This window comes from Colwellia sp. BRX10-4 (assembly GCF_014077465.1).
Classification (GTDB): domain Bacteria; phylum Pseudomonadota; class Gammaproteobacteria; order Enterobacterales; family Alteromonadaceae; genus Colwellia_A.
Map to the genome: position 1 here is coordinate 122,840 of NZ_JACGVZ010000003.1, position 14,041 is coordinate 136,880.

The window sequence follows — 14,041 nt, forward strand, 5'->3', positions numbered from 1 at the left end:
CCGCACTGCAAGTCATTCGATATTATTTAGGCCGGTCTCCGGGCTTAACTTTACATCGCGTAAAGTATTACCGTTGCGGGGGCAGCGTCAGAATTATGCATAGCATGTACTAACTTCCCGATTATCTCTAATTCATACCTTGTTAAAGTATAAATATTGAGCACCTAATCAATTATGGTCGTTATTTTGAGACTATTAATATAGCTTGTCAACAGTTAGGGCATTAAATCTATAGTTCATGGCTAGTTAGCTTTAATCGTTCGACGTGTTTAAAGCAACGTCATTTACGCTTTATTTTGATCTGGCCCTTTGAGTTAAGAGGTAAACCATGACCTATCATCAGAAAAACTTTGTTGCCAGACTATTTTATCTGATGGTATTAACGATGATCTGGTGAGGCATTCTTTGACGTTACTGACACTTTAGTGACGGCAATTTATTCTTTTTAATTAATCTCGAGTCGTTCAATAACAGCCAATAAAACCTAAGCTCTACGGTAGGCATTTATTGTCTGCTAATTTCACCTAGGCTGTTTAATGGTGAGTTTGGCTAGTCATTATCAGCGACAATAGTCATTATTATTTATTCGCTATATCTACTGATTTTAAGGTTAATTTTTCAATAATATTAGCTAGCTGATTTTTTTCTTCAGCACTTAATACCGATAATAGCTCTTGCTCACGAGCTAGCACCATAGGTATTAACTGTTGATATATAGCCAAACCTTGCGTGGTTAGTTTTAATAGCGAAGAGCGTTTATCGGATTTATCTGTGTTTTTAACCAATAACCCTTGAGTTTGCATGCTTGTTATTGCACGACTCGCCGGCATTTTTTCTAAGTTAGTTTGTTCGCCTATTTGCTTTGCAGATAATAACTCTCCGTTGCCCAAGCTGGCTAGCACTCGCCATTCTTGACGAGAAAGCTGAAATCTTCCTGTGTAAATGTCAGCAATGTTATCACTCACTTTTACTTGTAGTTGCGTTAGCTGATAAGGAAAAAAGTTGCTTAAGTGTAAACTTTTCATTGTTTAGTTATGCTCGGCTATGCTTGTGAAATCATGTTGTTATCCACTCGAAATGATTCGGCATTTAAGTGATGCTTTTTCAATAGTTTATAGAATTCTGTTCGGTTTCGCTGCGCTATTTTTGCGGCTTGTGAAACATTACCTTCAGTGGTTTTTAGTAATGTTGCTAAGTATTCACGCTCGAATTGCTCTCTCGCTTCTTGAAAAGAAGGCAGTTGTGCACTTTCATTACGTAAAGCATTATTAATTAAACTCTCACTAATTAACGGCTCGGTAGATAAAGCGACACATTGCTCAACAACATTTTGTAATTGTCTAATATTACCGGGCCACTCAGCCCTAATTAAAATCTCCATCGCGGCTTGGCTAAAGCCGTTTATTCTATGGCTGGTACTTTCAATCGCTACAGTTAAAAAGTGCTGGGCGAGCAAAGGAATATCTTCACGTCGTTCAGACAGAGCAGGTAAAGTGAGTTCCACAACATTTAAGCGGTAGTAAAGATCTTCACGAAAGCTTTTATCTATGATCGCTTGTTGTAAGTTTTTATGGGTAGCGGCAATAATACGCACATCAACTTTTACTGACTGGGCACTGCCGACTGGGCGCACCTCTTTTTCTTGTAAGGCCCGTAATAATTTAACTTGAAAACTCATCGGCATGTCGCCAACTTCATCAAGAAATAACGTACCACCATGGGTTGATTGGAAAAGCCCTTGATGATTTTTATCTGCGCCGGTAAAAGCACCTTTACAGTGTCCAAATAACTCCGACTCGAGTAATTGTTCAGGTATTGCGGCACAATTAATCGCCGTAAATTTTTTATCATGACGCTTACTTGCTAAATGCACGGCTTTTGCCAGGAGTTCTTTACCTGTACCACTGGGACTATGGATCAATAAACTAAAGTCACTTTGAGCAACTTGATAAGTTTGCTTTAACAACGAAGACATAACGGCACTTCGGCTAATTATTTTCTTGCGCCAAATATCGGCTTTTTTGTCGGTATTATGAGCGCTATTTTGTGGTTGTAAGCGAATGGCTTCTTGCACGGTAGAGAGTAATTCTTGGCTTTCAAAAGGTTTGGTTAAAAAACTAAATACGCCTTGCTTAGTCGCACTAATAGCATCGGGTATCGTGCCGTGTGCGGTCATAATGATAACGGGTAAATTAGGCTGTTGCTGACGGATTTTTTCAAATAATGCCATTCCATCCATACCTTCCATACGTAAATCGCTGATCACTAATTGCGGATGAAATGTTTCTAAAATACCTAAAGCCATTTTAGCACTGTTTGCTGACTCTATTTGATAACCGGCAGCGGATAGGCGAATATCAAGCAATCTTAATAAACTGGGATCGTCATCAACAAGTAGTATTTTTTCACTTTTTTGCTGATCGAATTTTTTGCTATTTGTTGAAACCGTCATCTTTACTGCCCATGCTCATTAATATTATGTTCTATTTTTCTCAGCTGATTTATTTGCTGCTGTAACACTTCTAATTGTTGCTGTTGAAATTGATAGGCTTGCTTAATGAGCTGTCGCGCCTTTTTTTCTTGCGATAGTTCATTAAGTTGTAATATCTGCTGATTGAGTTGTGTTTTTAACATACTAAAAAAGGCAAAGTCACTTTGGCTTAGATTATTTTTACTCAGGGTAATAAACGACAGCTGATTTAATTTACTTTTCGCGGTGAACGGATTGTGAACCGGTGAATGAGGTAGAGCAAAAAACAGTGCTGATTTTAACTGCCATTCAATAGTTTCAGCACTGTTACTTTCATCTTGTTTGATTAAAACGCTCTCGGCTAACGAGACTAATTGATGTTGATGTATTTTATCGGCAATTTGTGCTTTGTTTAACTCGACTAAAGACAAATAATATTTTGTATAATCAGGGGGGACACTCTTAATATGATGGCTTTTATTGTCGGTATTCAGTAACTGACAACCCGTTAATGCGGGCAGTAATAACAGTAAAAAACTAACACTGAGTATTCTATAAAATGAACATAACATTACACTGATACTCCACTCGTTGTTTTTGTTAGAAAAGCATTAGGCAACGTTATTGTCATCGCAGTGCCACTATTTTTACCTGTACTACTGGTTATGTTAATTGTGCCATTTAAGCGCATCAGTAATTCTTTTACTATGGTTAAACCTAAACCACTACCTTTTATTTTGGCATTTTTTGCCGGTGTTCCTTGATAAAAAGCATCAAATATTTTTTCTTTTTGGCTACTGGCTATTCCGCGACCTTGGTCAATAACGGTTATCGACAACAGACTATTATCAAGTGAACAGTTAATGTTAATAACATTATTTTCGTGCGAGTATTTTATCGCATTGGATAATAGGTTATCTAAAATAACACTTAATTGTTTGGCATTGACCTTGAGTTGTATTGCGTAGTTTTTATAGTCAATGGTTAAGTTTTTCTGTTTAATATCTAAAGTTCTTTGCTGTAATACCTGATCAACTAAAAATGATAAATCAACAATTTCAGTATCTTGCAAACTGGTCGAGTCGAGCACAATATTAAAGTCAAGCAAGTCTTCAATTAAACGTTGCAAGCGGGTAACACTGCTACGGATAATGTTAGATATTTCTTGCTGCTCAGCGTTTAACTCACCGACACTGTTATCGTACAGTAATTCTGTTCCCTCTCTAATGGCGGCAAGTGGCGTTTTTAGTTCATGGGAAATATGACGAATAAAACTCGATTTTTGTAATTCCAGAGCATGTAAGCGCTTGCGCATCACTTCCAAGGCGTCAGCAATTTCTGTCATCTCAGGCGAGCCATGTAAAGTGACCTTTTTTTCAAACTCTCCTAATGCTAAATGATGTATTTTACTGAGTAATTGCTTGAGCGGTTTAGTGATTAAATAGATAAAAATTGCGGCGATAAGTAAAGTAAAGGGAATGATAAGTAAGCTTTTCAGCATATCGTGTCTAACACCGTTGGCTGAATCCTTAACCTGTTCTACTTGTAAAATGAGTAAGTTATTACTTTGTTCGGCTATTATTTTTCGTATCGAAACTAGTTGGGTAAATTGTTCTTGTAACGATGTTAATGACGATTCTTCTAGAGGGTGCCGCGTTAAGTAGCTATGCAGGTACTCAATCGCTTGAGAAAAGCTTATGTTGAGCAAGCGTAAGCTTGGGTTGCTTTTAAAGAGGTTATTACTCGCCATGGTTTTTAAGATAACTTCTTCGTCTTTTAAATAAGCACTCAATAAATCTTGATCTTTTAGAATAATAAATTGCCCAGCACTGCGTTCCATTTTAGCTAAGGTAAAGTTAATTTGACGGTTTGTTTTAACGAGTTCAGCAACATTAAAGATAGCCGATGTACTTTGTTGAGAAAGCTCAGTGACTTGATTTGCGCTATAAATTAACGCTATGACTAGCGGAAACGCAACAAAAGTAAAACCTAAAATGCTTAGTTTTCTAATCGAATACAAATTTATTGCAAAAAGTTCGGACAAGCTAAATTTTTTCATAGATATCACAAGTATTGATCAGGAGTGTATTTTAGTTTTATTAAGATAAAAAACAAGCATGTCGCTTATTTGAGACAGTACTTTAGATGATACTAGAATGTTTTTTGTTATTACTTTTATAAGTTAGTCACTGTTTTACATCGGTTATTTTCTGAATTATTAACGATTTTGTTTTTTAACTTTTTTTCTGGCTGTTTTATCTGTTGCTTAATGGCGACACTTTAGGCAGCTTAGTTATTTTGGCTTTATCATTAATTTAATTAAATCAGTGCTTTATGTTTTTGGTTCGATTCCTGCATTATCGTTGATGATATTATTACAATCATTAAAATAACCCGATGAACTCTATAAATAAAGGAATTAAAATGAATTCTATTAGCTTAACAAAAGTGACTCTACTTGTTGGTACTTGTGCCTTAGCTTCGTATTTTGTCAACGCAGGAGATAAAGTTGCAAGCCTGGATATTCCTATTGCTGAACAAGCAGGAATTAAACCTGTGGCAACTAAAATGTTGTCGGTAGACAATGTAGCAAAAAGTACACCGGCCATACTGACTCAGTTTGATGAAGATAAAAATGGTTTGCTTAATGAAGCAGAAGTTATTGCGAGCAAAGATGAAAAATTAGTTAAGCATTTTAAAGACATCGATAAAAATTCCGACACTGAAATCAGTGCCAGCGAGCTAAAAACCTACCTTGTGGCTCTAAAAGTCAACAATTAATGGTTGAGAAATAAGCCGCGCCTCTCTAGGATTATAGTCGCAAATTTCCAACTGTTAACAATAAACAGTTGGACTTTTTTATTAGTTAATACGCAGTCGAAAAATATTATGAGCAATAAACCTACTGACGGTGTCCCTATAAAGTCAATGCCTCGATTTGTGCAAGTTGATGATTGGATTTTTGAAGTAAAAACGGTACGAGCTATACGTGTTGATGAATATGGTAAACCCTACACGGCGATCGCTAATTTAACAGTAAATGGAGATAACGCTTACATAGATGGTTTGTTAACACGAGAGAATGAAAAATTTAATCGAAAAGATTACGCAGCTTTTCATCAATTTTGTCAGCAAATGAAAGTTAAACAAGCTCATTTCGACCGCTTTAAGAATAACAAACTCAGTGCTGAACGTGCTGATATTAAACCGATTAAATTTGAAGCTAAAGTTGAAGCTAAAGTTGAAGCGGTTAAGCAGACAACAATACTTAAACTGGTTCGTTAACCTAATCTGCAGGTTTGCGCTATCTTTCGAATCAAAAGCCGCTAAAATACCAATAATTCTTAATCCCCAGATAAAATGAATGCCTATTTATGTCATTAAGTACTGCTCGTCTCGACCGTTTCATTAGTCAACATTGCAACGTTAGTCGCAGAGCTGTGCGCTTAATGTTAGCGAAAAAGCGTATAGCGGTAGATACTATTATTGCAGATGATATTGGCCAACGAATTGATAAGTTTTCAAAAATAACTCTAGATGGTCACATTTTACAAGATAATCGTGCGCTCTATATAATGCTTAATAAACCTATTGGTGTAGTCAGTGCAACGATAGATAAACAACACAAAACAGTCATAGACCTACTTGTCGAGCAAAACTTATTTAGTAACAGTGGTAACGAAGAAAAAGACAACTTACATATTGTTGGTCGACTCGATTTAAATACTTCCGGGTTACTGTTACTGACCAACGACAGTCGTTGGTCAGAACGACTTATGTCCCCAGAGCATAAAGTAGAAAAGTGCTATCAAGTCACTTTACAAAACCCGTTAACAGATGACTATCAGTCAGCTTTTGCACAAGGGATGTATTTTGAATTTGAAAATATCACTACTAAGCCAGCAAAATTAACAATTATGAGTAATACTGCTGCCCAACAGACTAATCAATATATTGCTGAAGTTAAATTAACTGAAGGGCGTTATCACCAAATTAAGCGGATGTTTGGTCGGTTTCGTAATCCCGTTATAGGCTTGCATCGACAAGCCATCGGAAACTTGTTCTTGGATGAAAATCTACCTATAGGTCAAAGTCGATTTCTAACGGATGATGAAGTACTTGGTATTTTTACAACGACTGTGACTAACTGATAAGAATAGATTAATCTAACTCATCTGCATCACTAATACGCTCTAATCGTTCCTGTTCTTCAGCAAATGCTGCTTTTATTTCTTCTAATATTGTATCAACATTAGCCGATTTTGTGTTTTCCTTAAATAGGCCTGTTAACTCGGTTTCTGGTGTTAATTCTGCTTTTTCATATAAGGCCCACATTTCTTGAGCATATTTACTTTTTGCTAATTCTGGGGCAAATTGAGCATAATAATCAGTAATATTTTCAACATCGCGCAGTAACATGCTTTTGGCATTATTGTTGGCTGAGGCATCTACTGCCTGTGGTAAGTCAATAATAACAGGACCATATTCGTCAACTAGGACATTAAATTCTGATAAATCACCATGAATGATACCCTCGCAAAGCATGATCTTTACATAATTCATCATGATAAGGTGGTCTTCAATGGCGTGTTCACGTGGCAATATTATGTCATTTAAGCGCGGCGCAACATCGCCTTCACCGTCGGTGATCAGTTCCATTAACAACACACTTTCAAAACAACCAAATGGCTGAGGCACTCGAACACCAGCAGCAGCTAACGTATAAAGGGCTTCAACTTCGGCATTCTGCCAAGCATCTTCTTGTTGTTTTCTGCCATACTTTGAGCCTTTTTCCATCGCGCGTGCGCGACGGCTATTACGGCTTTTTCGCCCTTCTTGGTATTGAGCGGCTTTTTTGAAACTGCGTTTATTGGCTTCTTTATATACTTTGGCGCAGCGAATATCATCGCCACAACGTACCATATATACAGTTGCTTCTTTGCCACTCATTAATTGACTGATTACTTCGTCAACCAGTCCATCGTCAACCAGGGGTTGTAGTCTTTTAGGTATTTTCATTATTTAATTAAATCGGCTTTGAAGTTATTCTTCGTCAAGTTCGTCGAAGTCTTCGTCATCACCAAGCGGTTTTACTGAACGGAAACCTTCTTTTACGACGATCTCTACATAGAATGAAGTTAAGCCAAGCTTTTCAGCTTCGTCGATATGTTTATTGAGTGCAGATAAATGTACAACTTCTGCGTCTGCTTCGGTGATACCGTATTTAGAGTCAAAATCCCAAAAATCAACGCCAGCAGGCAGCTTTTTGTTTCTTTCTCTTTTTATGTATTTTTTCACATCATGTTTTACACCTTCAAATAAGCGAGCAACTTTAATTTTTGGGTGAGTGATGTTGAATGTTTTTTTCATGACGTTCCTAAATGATATTGTTAAGAGAATTTGTTACATTTGATTTGCATTTTACGTTAATTTTTCCTTGGGTGCGACAGTTAGTATTTGCTAATGTGAACTTGGTTATATTTTTCGATGTTTTATTCAATTTTTTATAAGGTTTTTCTGTTATGTCATCCGTTATTAAACGTTTCTCCCAGTTAGTTTTTGCTTCGTTAACAACATTGCCCTTAGTCGTGAATGCTACGGGTGATAACAATTTTACACAATGTATCAATAATTTGCAGGTTAAGGCCGAATCTGCTGGTTATTCAGGTTATATTGTTAATGACATTATTCCAGCGCTTGCGCCGATCAAACGCGTGATTGAACTCGATCAACACCAACCTGAATTTAGTCAAAGCTTTGCTGATTATTTAAAATTACGCTTAACTAATTATCATATCCAAATCGGTAGAAAGAAATTAGCGGAGCATAAAGAGCTGTTTGATAAATTGTCTAAAAAATACGGCATTCCTGCACAGTACTTGGTGTCTTTTTGGGGCTTAGAAACTAACTTTGGTAGAAACAAAGGAAAAATGTCGGTGTTAAACTCTTTAGCCACATTGGCCTGTGATGAGCGACGGAGTGAATACTTTACCGCTGAATTATTTGATCTGTTTCATTTGATCGATAATAAAACGGTCACCACCAAGCAACTCGCTGGTTCTTGGGCTGGAGCCATGGGGCATATGCAGTTTATGCCCTCAGCATTGAGAAAGTATGCATTAGACGGCGATGATGACGGTAAAGTAGATGTTTGGCAAAGTGAAGCCGATGCGTTAACGAGTGCGGCTAATTACTTAAATAACATTGGCTGGTTAGAAAAAGAGCGTTGGGGTCGTCAAGTACAGCTGCCAAAAAACTTTGCTTTTCAACAAGTCGAGTTTGATCAGTTCTATCCCTTAGCAACCTTTAAAGCTTTAGGCGTAACACGTGCTAATGGTACTGCTTTATCTGATTATAAAATAGATGCTGAATTAGTCTTACCTGCTGGCGCTGGTGGACCTGCATTTTTAGTTTACCCTAATTTTAACGTTATTATGAAGTGGAATTTGTCTGAGAATTATGCGCTTTCTGTTGGCTTGTTAGCTAACCGTATTCAAGGGGCTAGCGGCTTAAAGGTCAGTGCTCATGATAAGGAGGTATTATACAAGCCTGCTGAACTACAAGCCCTTCAGGAAAAGCTTAATATGTTAGGTTTTGACGTTGGAAAACCTGATGGTATTTGGGGACCAAAAAGTCGTAAAGCTATTCGTTTATATCAATTACAACATGATTTAATCGCCGACGGTTTCCCCAATAGTGCGGTATTAATAAAAGCAGGTATTCAAGGATAACTCTTTTTATCTCTTAGATAAGATATTTATAGTTATATAATTGAGTGAGTACTTTCTGGTTAAGTCCTATAAAGATGCTTATATGCGCCAATTGAAAAGATGGCGCCGAAGAAAAGGGAAGTGTTAAGTAGGTTGATATTACTGAGTCTGTCTATGCTCAGTAATGTCTTTAACATAATTTTTCTTTTGTCGTTTAAATGAATAAAACCGACAATATGCCGGTTTTATTTTTATTGAGTTAATTTATAGCTTAATAAGGTTGATTACTTTAATAGGGTATTCACTAACCAAGCTGAAATATCGCTAAGTTGTTCCGGTAATACGCTGTGAGGCATACGATAAGATTGCCATTTTGTATTATATCCAGCATCAATTAATAGTTGATTGGCCAGTTTTCCCGAGCTCATTGGTACTACGTCATCTTGCTCACCATGGTTTTGCAAAATAGGCGTTTGCTTATTGGCGATGTGACAGTTGTCGGGCAATTTATCTGCGGTTGGTAGGTAACATGACAAAGCCATAATGCCCGCTAAGGCTCTTGGGTACCTAAGACCGGTAAATAAGCTAATAACGCCACCTTGACTAAAACCTGCTAGTACTATTTTATTGGCAGCAATACCTGAATCTATCTGCTGCTGAATAAGCGCATGAATGGCTTGTTCCGATTCTAGTACGCCAGCCATATCAGCTCGATTATGCAAGTCCATACTTTTTATATCGTACCAAGAACGCATCACATAGCCTTGGTTAATTGTTACCGCTTGCTCAGGAGCATGCGGAAAAATAAAACGAATACCATGATTTTTTGGTAAATTTAATACCGGAACAATCGGCGCAAAGCCATCGCCTGAATCGCCAAGTCCATGTAGCCAAATAACACATGATGTGGCTGTTGATTTTGGTTCTACCGTAACGCGCGCTAAGGGTTTTATTGACATCTATTTTACTTATCTTAATAAATTGAAATTTACTCTATGATAACAGCTTGAGTTAATATTAAAAATCTATATAAAAGAGTAAATATACCAAAAATTGAAGACCTATTCACAGTAGGATTTATTTTTTGATGGTGTCACGTTTTAGCTTGTTCCATAAATGCCACATCTTAATTTTTACTTTGTGTCGTTTTCGACACAGTTAAATGCTAAAACAATCACTCTAACTTTTTTATTGTTAAATAACAGTTTCTTACATCTTATTTGAAGTTGGCATGTCCCTTGTATTACCTTACTTAATTATTACTTACTAAAATGAAGTCATTCGAGTATGGATATCCAACGAGAAAAAAAAATAATACCTTTGTGGCGTAAGTACTGGTATGTACCCGTTGTACTGATGTTAGCTTTTGCAACGTATAAATTAAAAAGTGTGATGGGCGATGCTTCTTTTATTGTTAAACAAAATGAATTAGTGACCGCTGTTGTTGAACAAGGTCGTTTTCAAGTGAATGTTCGCGCAACAGGGGTTTTAAAGCCTGTCTATATTCGTTGGGTTTCAGCACAAGTTTCTGGTCGTGTTGAACAAGCCTTTGTTAAAGCAGGCGCTCATGTCATTAAAGGGCAGATGCTGATGCAACTTTCTAACCCTGAATTACACCGTGAATTAGAAAAAGCCCGTTGGGAATTCGAGGCAAAAAAAGCAGAAAATCATGCTGCTTATATTGCGCTTGAATCTCAATTGCTTGACTTAGAAAATTCAGTCGTTGAAGCTGACTATAGTTACCAAATCAGCAAGTTAAAACTTGATGCTGAAACACAATTAATCGCGCAAAAAAATGCCACCGTATTAGCGCTTGATTATCAGCATAGCCAACTGACCGTTAAGCAACAAAATCAATACTGGCTATCACAAAAGCAAAAAGTTGAAAAAATGAAAGCGAGTTTACTTGCCTCTAAAACTGCTCAACAAGCACGATCGGGCTTAGTTGAAAATAACTATCAGCGTATTAAAGATCAAGTCGGTGGTAGTGTCGCTTTGATTGCGGATCAACGTTCGTTGTTTGCTGAGCTTCAAGTGCAAGAAAATAAAGTGAGTGATATTGCATTAGGTCAAGCCGTTATTGTTGATACGAGAAGTAATAAAATTTTTGGTAAAGTTATTCGCATTGACCCTGCAGTAAATACTGGCATGGTTCAAATTGATGTGCAGCTAAATAGTGAATTACCCAATGATGCCCGACCTGATTTAACGGTAGATGGCTTAATTGAGGTAAGTGATATTGCGGATACACTCTATGTTAAACGTCCGGTATTTGCCCCTCGTTATAGTGATGCAGGTTTATATAAATTGATTAATGATAAAAAATTTGCTCAAAAAAAAAAGGTGAAGTTAGGGCAGAGTTCAGTCAACCAAATCCAAATACTTTCTGGTTTAGCCGTTGGAGATGAAATTATTATTTCCGATACAACGAGTTGGCAAGAGCATCAAGAAGTGATGATTAACTAATAATAATTATTTATGAAGATAAGAGTAACAGACAAATTAAAGGAAATAAAAATGAGCACATTAATCGAATTGAAAGAAATCAGTAAAAGGTTTTTGACTGAAGAAATCGAAACATGCGCTATTGATACTGTTAATTTAACGATTAAAAAGGGTGAGTATATTTCATTAAGTGGACAGTCTGGCTGTGGTAAATCTACATTATTATCACTTTTAGGTTTACTTGATTCTCCAACCCATGGCACTTATGAACTAGATGGTGTTGATGTTTCATCATTATCAAGAGATCAACGAGCAAAAATTCGCAGTGAACAAATTGGTTTTGTCTTTCAGTCATTTAACTTAATTTCCGATTTGACGGTTTTTGAAAATGTGATGCTACCGTTAACGTATCAAAAAGGTTTATCAAAAAGTGAAATAGAGGGCAAAGTACAGCAGGTATTAGAAAAAGTTGAAATGTCCCACCGAAAAGATCATTTCCCATCACAGCTTTCTGGTGGTCAACAACAGCGAGTCGCTGTAGCTCGTGCTTTAGTTAACGACCCCGCAAGGCTTTATTAGCCATTGTATTGCGCTCTTTAGTGATTGTCGTATTCTATTTCCAGATAATTCTATTGATTTAGAACAGGTAAATATTTACGCAGATAAAGCTCAGCTTGAGCAAGTCTTTATCAATGTCTTTAAAAACGCCAAAGAAGCCATGCAGAGAATTCGTAGCACAGACAAAATTATTTAAGTGTTTTGTCATGAGGATGATAAATATTTTCACATTCACGTCTGTGATTCAGGTAGCGGGATAGCTAACAAAAATAACTTATTTGTTCCTTTTTATACGACAAAACCACAAGGCAGTGGTATTGGCTTAACGTTATGCAAACAAATATTATTTAACCATGATGGACTTTTATCGTTAAAAAACAGAGAGAATGTCGCCGGGGTTGAAGCTGTCATATCGCTTCCTAAAGGTTGATACGATAAATTATCAGCTACACTCGATATATACCAATATTACCGTTTAGATATTTCCAGCAATGCTTTGGTTAATATTATAGAGTTTCTGCTTATAGAGCTTTTTTTCATCAAGCTCATAGGTCCACTCTAGTGCTTTAACTAACATAGCTTGAGCCATCTCCATTTTTTGTTGCTTTATATAAATACGGTATAGCCCCATATAGGCTTGGTTTAAATAGGGCGCTTTCTTCAATGCTTTTTTAAAGTGTCTTTCTGCTTGTTTAATATCATTGTTTTGTGTTGCGACATAAGCCTGAGTTAACGATTTATAGGGGCTAGGGTCGTCTAGTTCTTCCATCTTACTTTGCAGAAAACTCACTTCTTCCATTCGCTGTTGAGACTTAAGTAGCATAATATAATTACTTAATAGTGCTATGTTTGGTTTTCCTCTATCTATACCTATTTTGTAGATTGCTTCTGCCGTTTTTACATCGCCAGCCCTACGATGAATAACGGCTAATAAATTAATTGTTTCGATATTTTTAGTGTCATATTTATAGGTGGTACTAGCATACATAAAGGATTTCGCTAAATCTTTATCAGCTAAAGCGTCAGCAGCTATATTCTTATAATACATAGCTACAAAGGCATTATAAGAAAACGTTCCTCCTCTACGATTATTTTTATTTGGTAAGTAATCAATGGTTATACCGGAGGGAGAAAAATAGAAAAAGTTATCATCAGCAACAAAAGAGGGATCATAAATTACTGTTTGTACATGCGAAGATGACAAAATAACATCTTCTTTTTTAGAAAAAATCGGTAAGGTATACACATTACGATATGAGAAATCCAACCCCAAAAGCTTAGCATAAGCAGTTGTTAAAATGGCCAAACTCATACAGTTACCTTTATTAAGACGCATTACGGTAGTGGCATTATATGTTTCACCATAATAGGTAAAATTGGCCATGTTCTCGTTAAGTATCTGATAGAGTGCTTGGTGAGGTTCATAGCCCTAGCTACTTTTTTCTCAAAATCTATTTTTACTTTTTTCTGTTGGTCTTGCGTTAGGTAAAACAGCTCTTGCTCATTTAATGGCGCTATTTTTGTTTGTTCAAATAAATTGTAATTAATAGGAATATTGATGTGTTGTTTAATATCAGATTTTGAGCCATCTATAGATGTAGTTGAACAGGCTGAAAAAACAAAAGATAATATCAAAAGTAAAATTATTTTTATGCGATGCATTTGTCATCCTTAACATTCGGGTATATTTATCTCGTCTTGCCACGGGTAACTTAACTACGAAGAGCTTTGTACTTAAATTAACAGAATAATAACTTATAATAAAGTGTTGTTGAAAACTAATCATGACACGTCACTTTTAACGTTCAGTTTAACTACACGCTATGCTTTATCGATGCTAATTATAAGTTGGGTGGTG

General features: G+C 36.5%; 15 protein-coding genes, 1 pseudogene and 1 riboswitch. Of the genes and pseudogenes, 7 read left to right on the forward strand and 9 right to left on the reverse strand.

Annotated features, from left to right (window positions below):
* Positions 1-11: 11 nt before the first annotated feature.
* Positions 12-183: riboswitch (cobalamin riboswitch) on the reverse strand.
* 395 nt (positions 184-578) lie between these two features.
* Genes H4J67_RS04585 through H4J67_RS04600 form a run of 4 tightly spaced genes read right to left on the reverse strand, consistent with a single transcriptional unit; the run spans position 579 to position 4,529 of the window.
* Complete coding sequence (locus H4J67_RS04585; protein WP_182175866.1) at positions 579-1,025, reverse strand: MarR family winged helix-turn-helix transcriptional regulator; 447 nt, start codon at positions 1,023-1,025, stop codon at positions 579-581.
* 17 nt (positions 1,026-1,042) lie between these two features.
* Positions 1,043-2,452: a sigma 54-interacting transcriptional regulator gene (locus H4J67_RS04590; protein ID WP_182175865.1), complete on the reverse strand. Its 1,410-nt coding sequence runs from the start codon at positions 2,450-2,452 to the stop codon at positions 1,043-1,045.
* Positions 2,453-2,454: 2 nt separating this feature from the next.
* A complete protein-coding gene (locus tag H4J67_RS04595) occupies positions 2,455-3,042 on the reverse strand; it encodes a hypothetical protein (protein WP_182203011.1) in 588 nt (195 codons plus the stop codon).
* Positions 3,042-4,529, reverse strand: coding sequence for a cell wall metabolism sensor histidine kinase WalK (locus H4J67_RS04600; protein WP_182175863.1), 1,488 nt, complete (start codon positions 4,527-4,529; stop codon positions 3,042-3,044). Before H4J67_RS04600 ends, H4J67_RS04595 begins: the two co-directional genes overlap by 1 nt.
* A 365-nt stretch (positions 4,530-4,894) precedes the next feature.
* Between H4J67_RS04600 and H4J67_RS04605 the strand changes: the two genes are divergently transcribed.
* The 3 genes from H4J67_RS04605 (at position 4,895) to H4J67_RS04615 (ending at position 6,621) form a co-directional block, all read left to right on the forward strand.
* Positions 4,895-5,251: a hypothetical protein gene (locus H4J67_RS04605; protein WP_182175862.1), complete on the forward strand. Its 357-nt coding sequence runs from the start codon at positions 4,895-4,897 to the stop codon at positions 5,249-5,251.
* Positions 5,252-5,359: 108 nt separating this feature from the next.
* On the forward strand, positions 5,360-5,755 hold the full coding sequence (locus tag H4J67_RS04610) for a hypothetical protein (protein ID WP_182175861.1): 396 nt from the start codon (positions 5,360-5,362) through the stop codon (positions 5,753-5,755).
* A gap of 89 nt (positions 5,756-5,844) precedes the next feature.
* Positions 5,845-6,621, forward strand: a complete 777-nt coding sequence (locus H4J67_RS04615) for a pseudouridine synthase (RefSeq protein ID WP_182175860.1) — start codon at positions 5,845-5,847, stop codon at positions 6,619-6,621.
* 10 nt (positions 6,622-6,631) lie between these two features.
* Here the strand turns inward: H4J67_RS04615 and H4J67_RS04620 are convergent, their stop codons facing one another.
* Entirely contained in the window at positions 6,632-7,489 is an 858-nt protein-coding gene (locus H4J67_RS04620; protein WP_182203013.1) for a PA4780 family RIO1-like protein kinase, read from the reverse strand.
* A 24-nt stretch (positions 7,490-7,513) separates the two neighbouring features.
* Positions 7,514-7,840: a DUF6172 family protein gene (locus H4J67_RS04625; RefSeq protein WP_182175858.1), complete on the reverse strand. Its 327-nt coding sequence runs from the start codon at positions 7,838-7,840 to the stop codon at positions 7,514-7,516.
* A 152-nt stretch (positions 7,841-7,992) separates the two neighbouring features.
* Here H4J67_RS04625 and H4J67_RS04630 point away from each other — a divergent pair, with 152 nt between their 5' ends.
* Positions 7,993-9,201 (forward strand): lytic murein transglycosylase, encoded by a 1,209-nt coding sequence (locus H4J67_RS04630; RefSeq protein WP_182203015.1) that lies wholly within the window; start codon positions 7,993-7,995, stop codon positions 9,199-9,201.
* 263 nt (positions 9,202-9,464) lie between these two features.
* Here the strand turns inward: H4J67_RS04630 and H4J67_RS04635 are convergent, their stop codons facing one another.
* Positions 9,465-10,139 carry an alpha/beta hydrolase gene (locus H4J67_RS04635; protein ID WP_182175856.1) on the reverse strand — a complete coding sequence of 225 codons (675 nt, stop codon included), beginning with the start codon at positions 10,137-10,139 and terminating at the stop codon, positions 9,465-9,467.
* Positions 10,140-10,467: 328 nt separating this feature from the next.
* Here H4J67_RS04635 and H4J67_RS04640 point away from each other — a divergent pair, with 328 nt between their 5' ends.
* The 3 genes and pseudogenes from H4J67_RS04640 to H4J67_RS21170 all read left to right on the forward strand — a co-directional run bounded on the left by H4J67_RS04640 (position 10,468) and on the right by H4J67_RS21170 (position 12,613).
* Positions 10,468-11,646: an efflux RND transporter periplasmic adaptor subunit gene (locus H4J67_RS04640; RefSeq protein ID WP_182203016.1), complete on the forward strand. Its 1,179-nt coding sequence runs from the start codon at positions 10,468-10,470 to the stop codon at positions 11,644-11,646.
* Between the two features lie 51 nt (positions 11,647-11,697).
* Positions 11,698-12,192 (forward strand): annotated as a pseudogene (locus H4J67_RS04645) (ABC transporter ATP-binding protein); the annotation flags it as partial.
* Positions 12,193-12,379: 187 nt separating this feature from the next.
* Complete coding sequence (locus H4J67_RS21170) at positions 12,380-12,613, forward strand: ATP-binding protein (protein ID WP_182203018.1); 234 nt, start codon at positions 12,380-12,382, stop codon at positions 12,611-12,613.
* Between the two features lie 45 nt (positions 12,614-12,658).
* Here the strand turns inward: H4J67_RS21170 and H4J67_RS04655 are convergent, their stop codons facing one another.
* Complete coding sequence (locus H4J67_RS04655) at positions 12,659-13,495, reverse strand: lipopolysaccharide assembly protein LapB (RefSeq protein WP_182175854.1); 837 nt, start codon at positions 13,493-13,495, stop codon at positions 12,659-12,661.
* Positions 13,496-13,518: 23 nt separating this feature from the next.
* The gene (locus H4J67_RS04660; protein ID WP_182175853.1) at positions 13,519-13,845 is read right to left on the reverse strand and encodes a hypothetical protein; all 327 of its coding nucleotides are present in this window, start codon (positions 13,843-13,845) and stop codon (positions 13,519-13,521) included.
* Positions 13,846-14,041 lie beyond the last annotated feature (196 nt).

What these genes read in the sequence shown, in the direction of transcription:
- H4J67_RS04585 (WP_182175866.1), bottom strand. Translation starts at nt 1,025, where the DNA reads ATGAAAAGTTTACACTTAAGCAACTTTTTTCCTTATCAGCTAACGCAA.
- H4J67_RS04590 (WP_182175865.1), bottom strand. Translation starts at nt 2,452, where the DNA reads ATGACGGTTTCAACAAATAGCAAAAAATTCGATCAGCAAAAAAGTGAA.
- H4J67_RS04595 (WP_182203011.1), bottom strand. Translation starts at nt 3,042, where the DNA reads ATGTTATGTTCATTTTATAGAATACTCAGTGTTAGTTTTTTACTGTTA.
- H4J67_RS04600 (WP_182175863.1), bottom strand. Translation starts at nt 4,529, where the DNA reads ATGAAAAAATTTAGCTTGTCCGAACTTTTTGCAATAAATTTGTATTCG.
- H4J67_RS04605 (WP_182175862.1), top strand. Translation starts at nt 4,895, where the DNA reads ATGAATTCTATTAGCTTAACAAAAGTGACTCTACTTGTTGGTACTTGT.
- H4J67_RS04610 (WP_182175861.1), top strand. Translation starts at nt 5,360, where the DNA reads ATGAGCAATAAACCTACTGACGGTGTCCCTATAAAGTCAATGCCTCGA.
- H4J67_RS04615 (WP_182175860.1), top strand. Translation starts at nt 5,845, where the DNA reads ATGTCATTAAGTACTGCTCGTCTCGACCGTTTCATTAGTCAACATTGC.
- H4J67_RS04620 (WP_182203013.1), bottom strand. Translation starts at nt 7,489, where the DNA reads ATGAAAATACCTAAAAGACTACAACCCCTGGTTGACGATGGACTGGTT.
- H4J67_RS04625 (WP_182175858.1), bottom strand. Translation starts at nt 7,840, where the DNA reads ATGAAAAAAACATTCAACATCACTCACCCAAAAATTAAAGTTGCTCGC.
- H4J67_RS04630 (WP_182203015.1), top strand. Translation starts at nt 7,993, where the DNA reads ATGTCATCCGTTATTAAACGTTTCTCCCAGTTAGTTTTTGCTTCGTTA.
- H4J67_RS04635 (WP_182175856.1), bottom strand. Translation starts at nt 10,139, where the DNA reads ATGTCAATAAAACCCTTAGCGCGCGTTACGGTAGAACCAAAATCAACA.
- H4J67_RS04640 (WP_182203016.1), top strand. Translation starts at nt 10,468, where the DNA reads ATGGATATCCAACGAGAAAAAAAAATAATACCTTTGTGGCGTAAGTAC.
- H4J67_RS04655 (WP_182175854.1), bottom strand. Translation starts at nt 13,495, where the DNA reads ATGAGTTTGGCCATTTTAACAACTGCTTATGCTAAGCTTTTGGGGTTG.
- H4J67_RS04660 (WP_182175853.1), bottom strand. Translation starts at nt 13,845, where the DNA reads ATGCATCGCATAAAAATAATTTTACTTTTGATATTATCTTTTGTTTTT.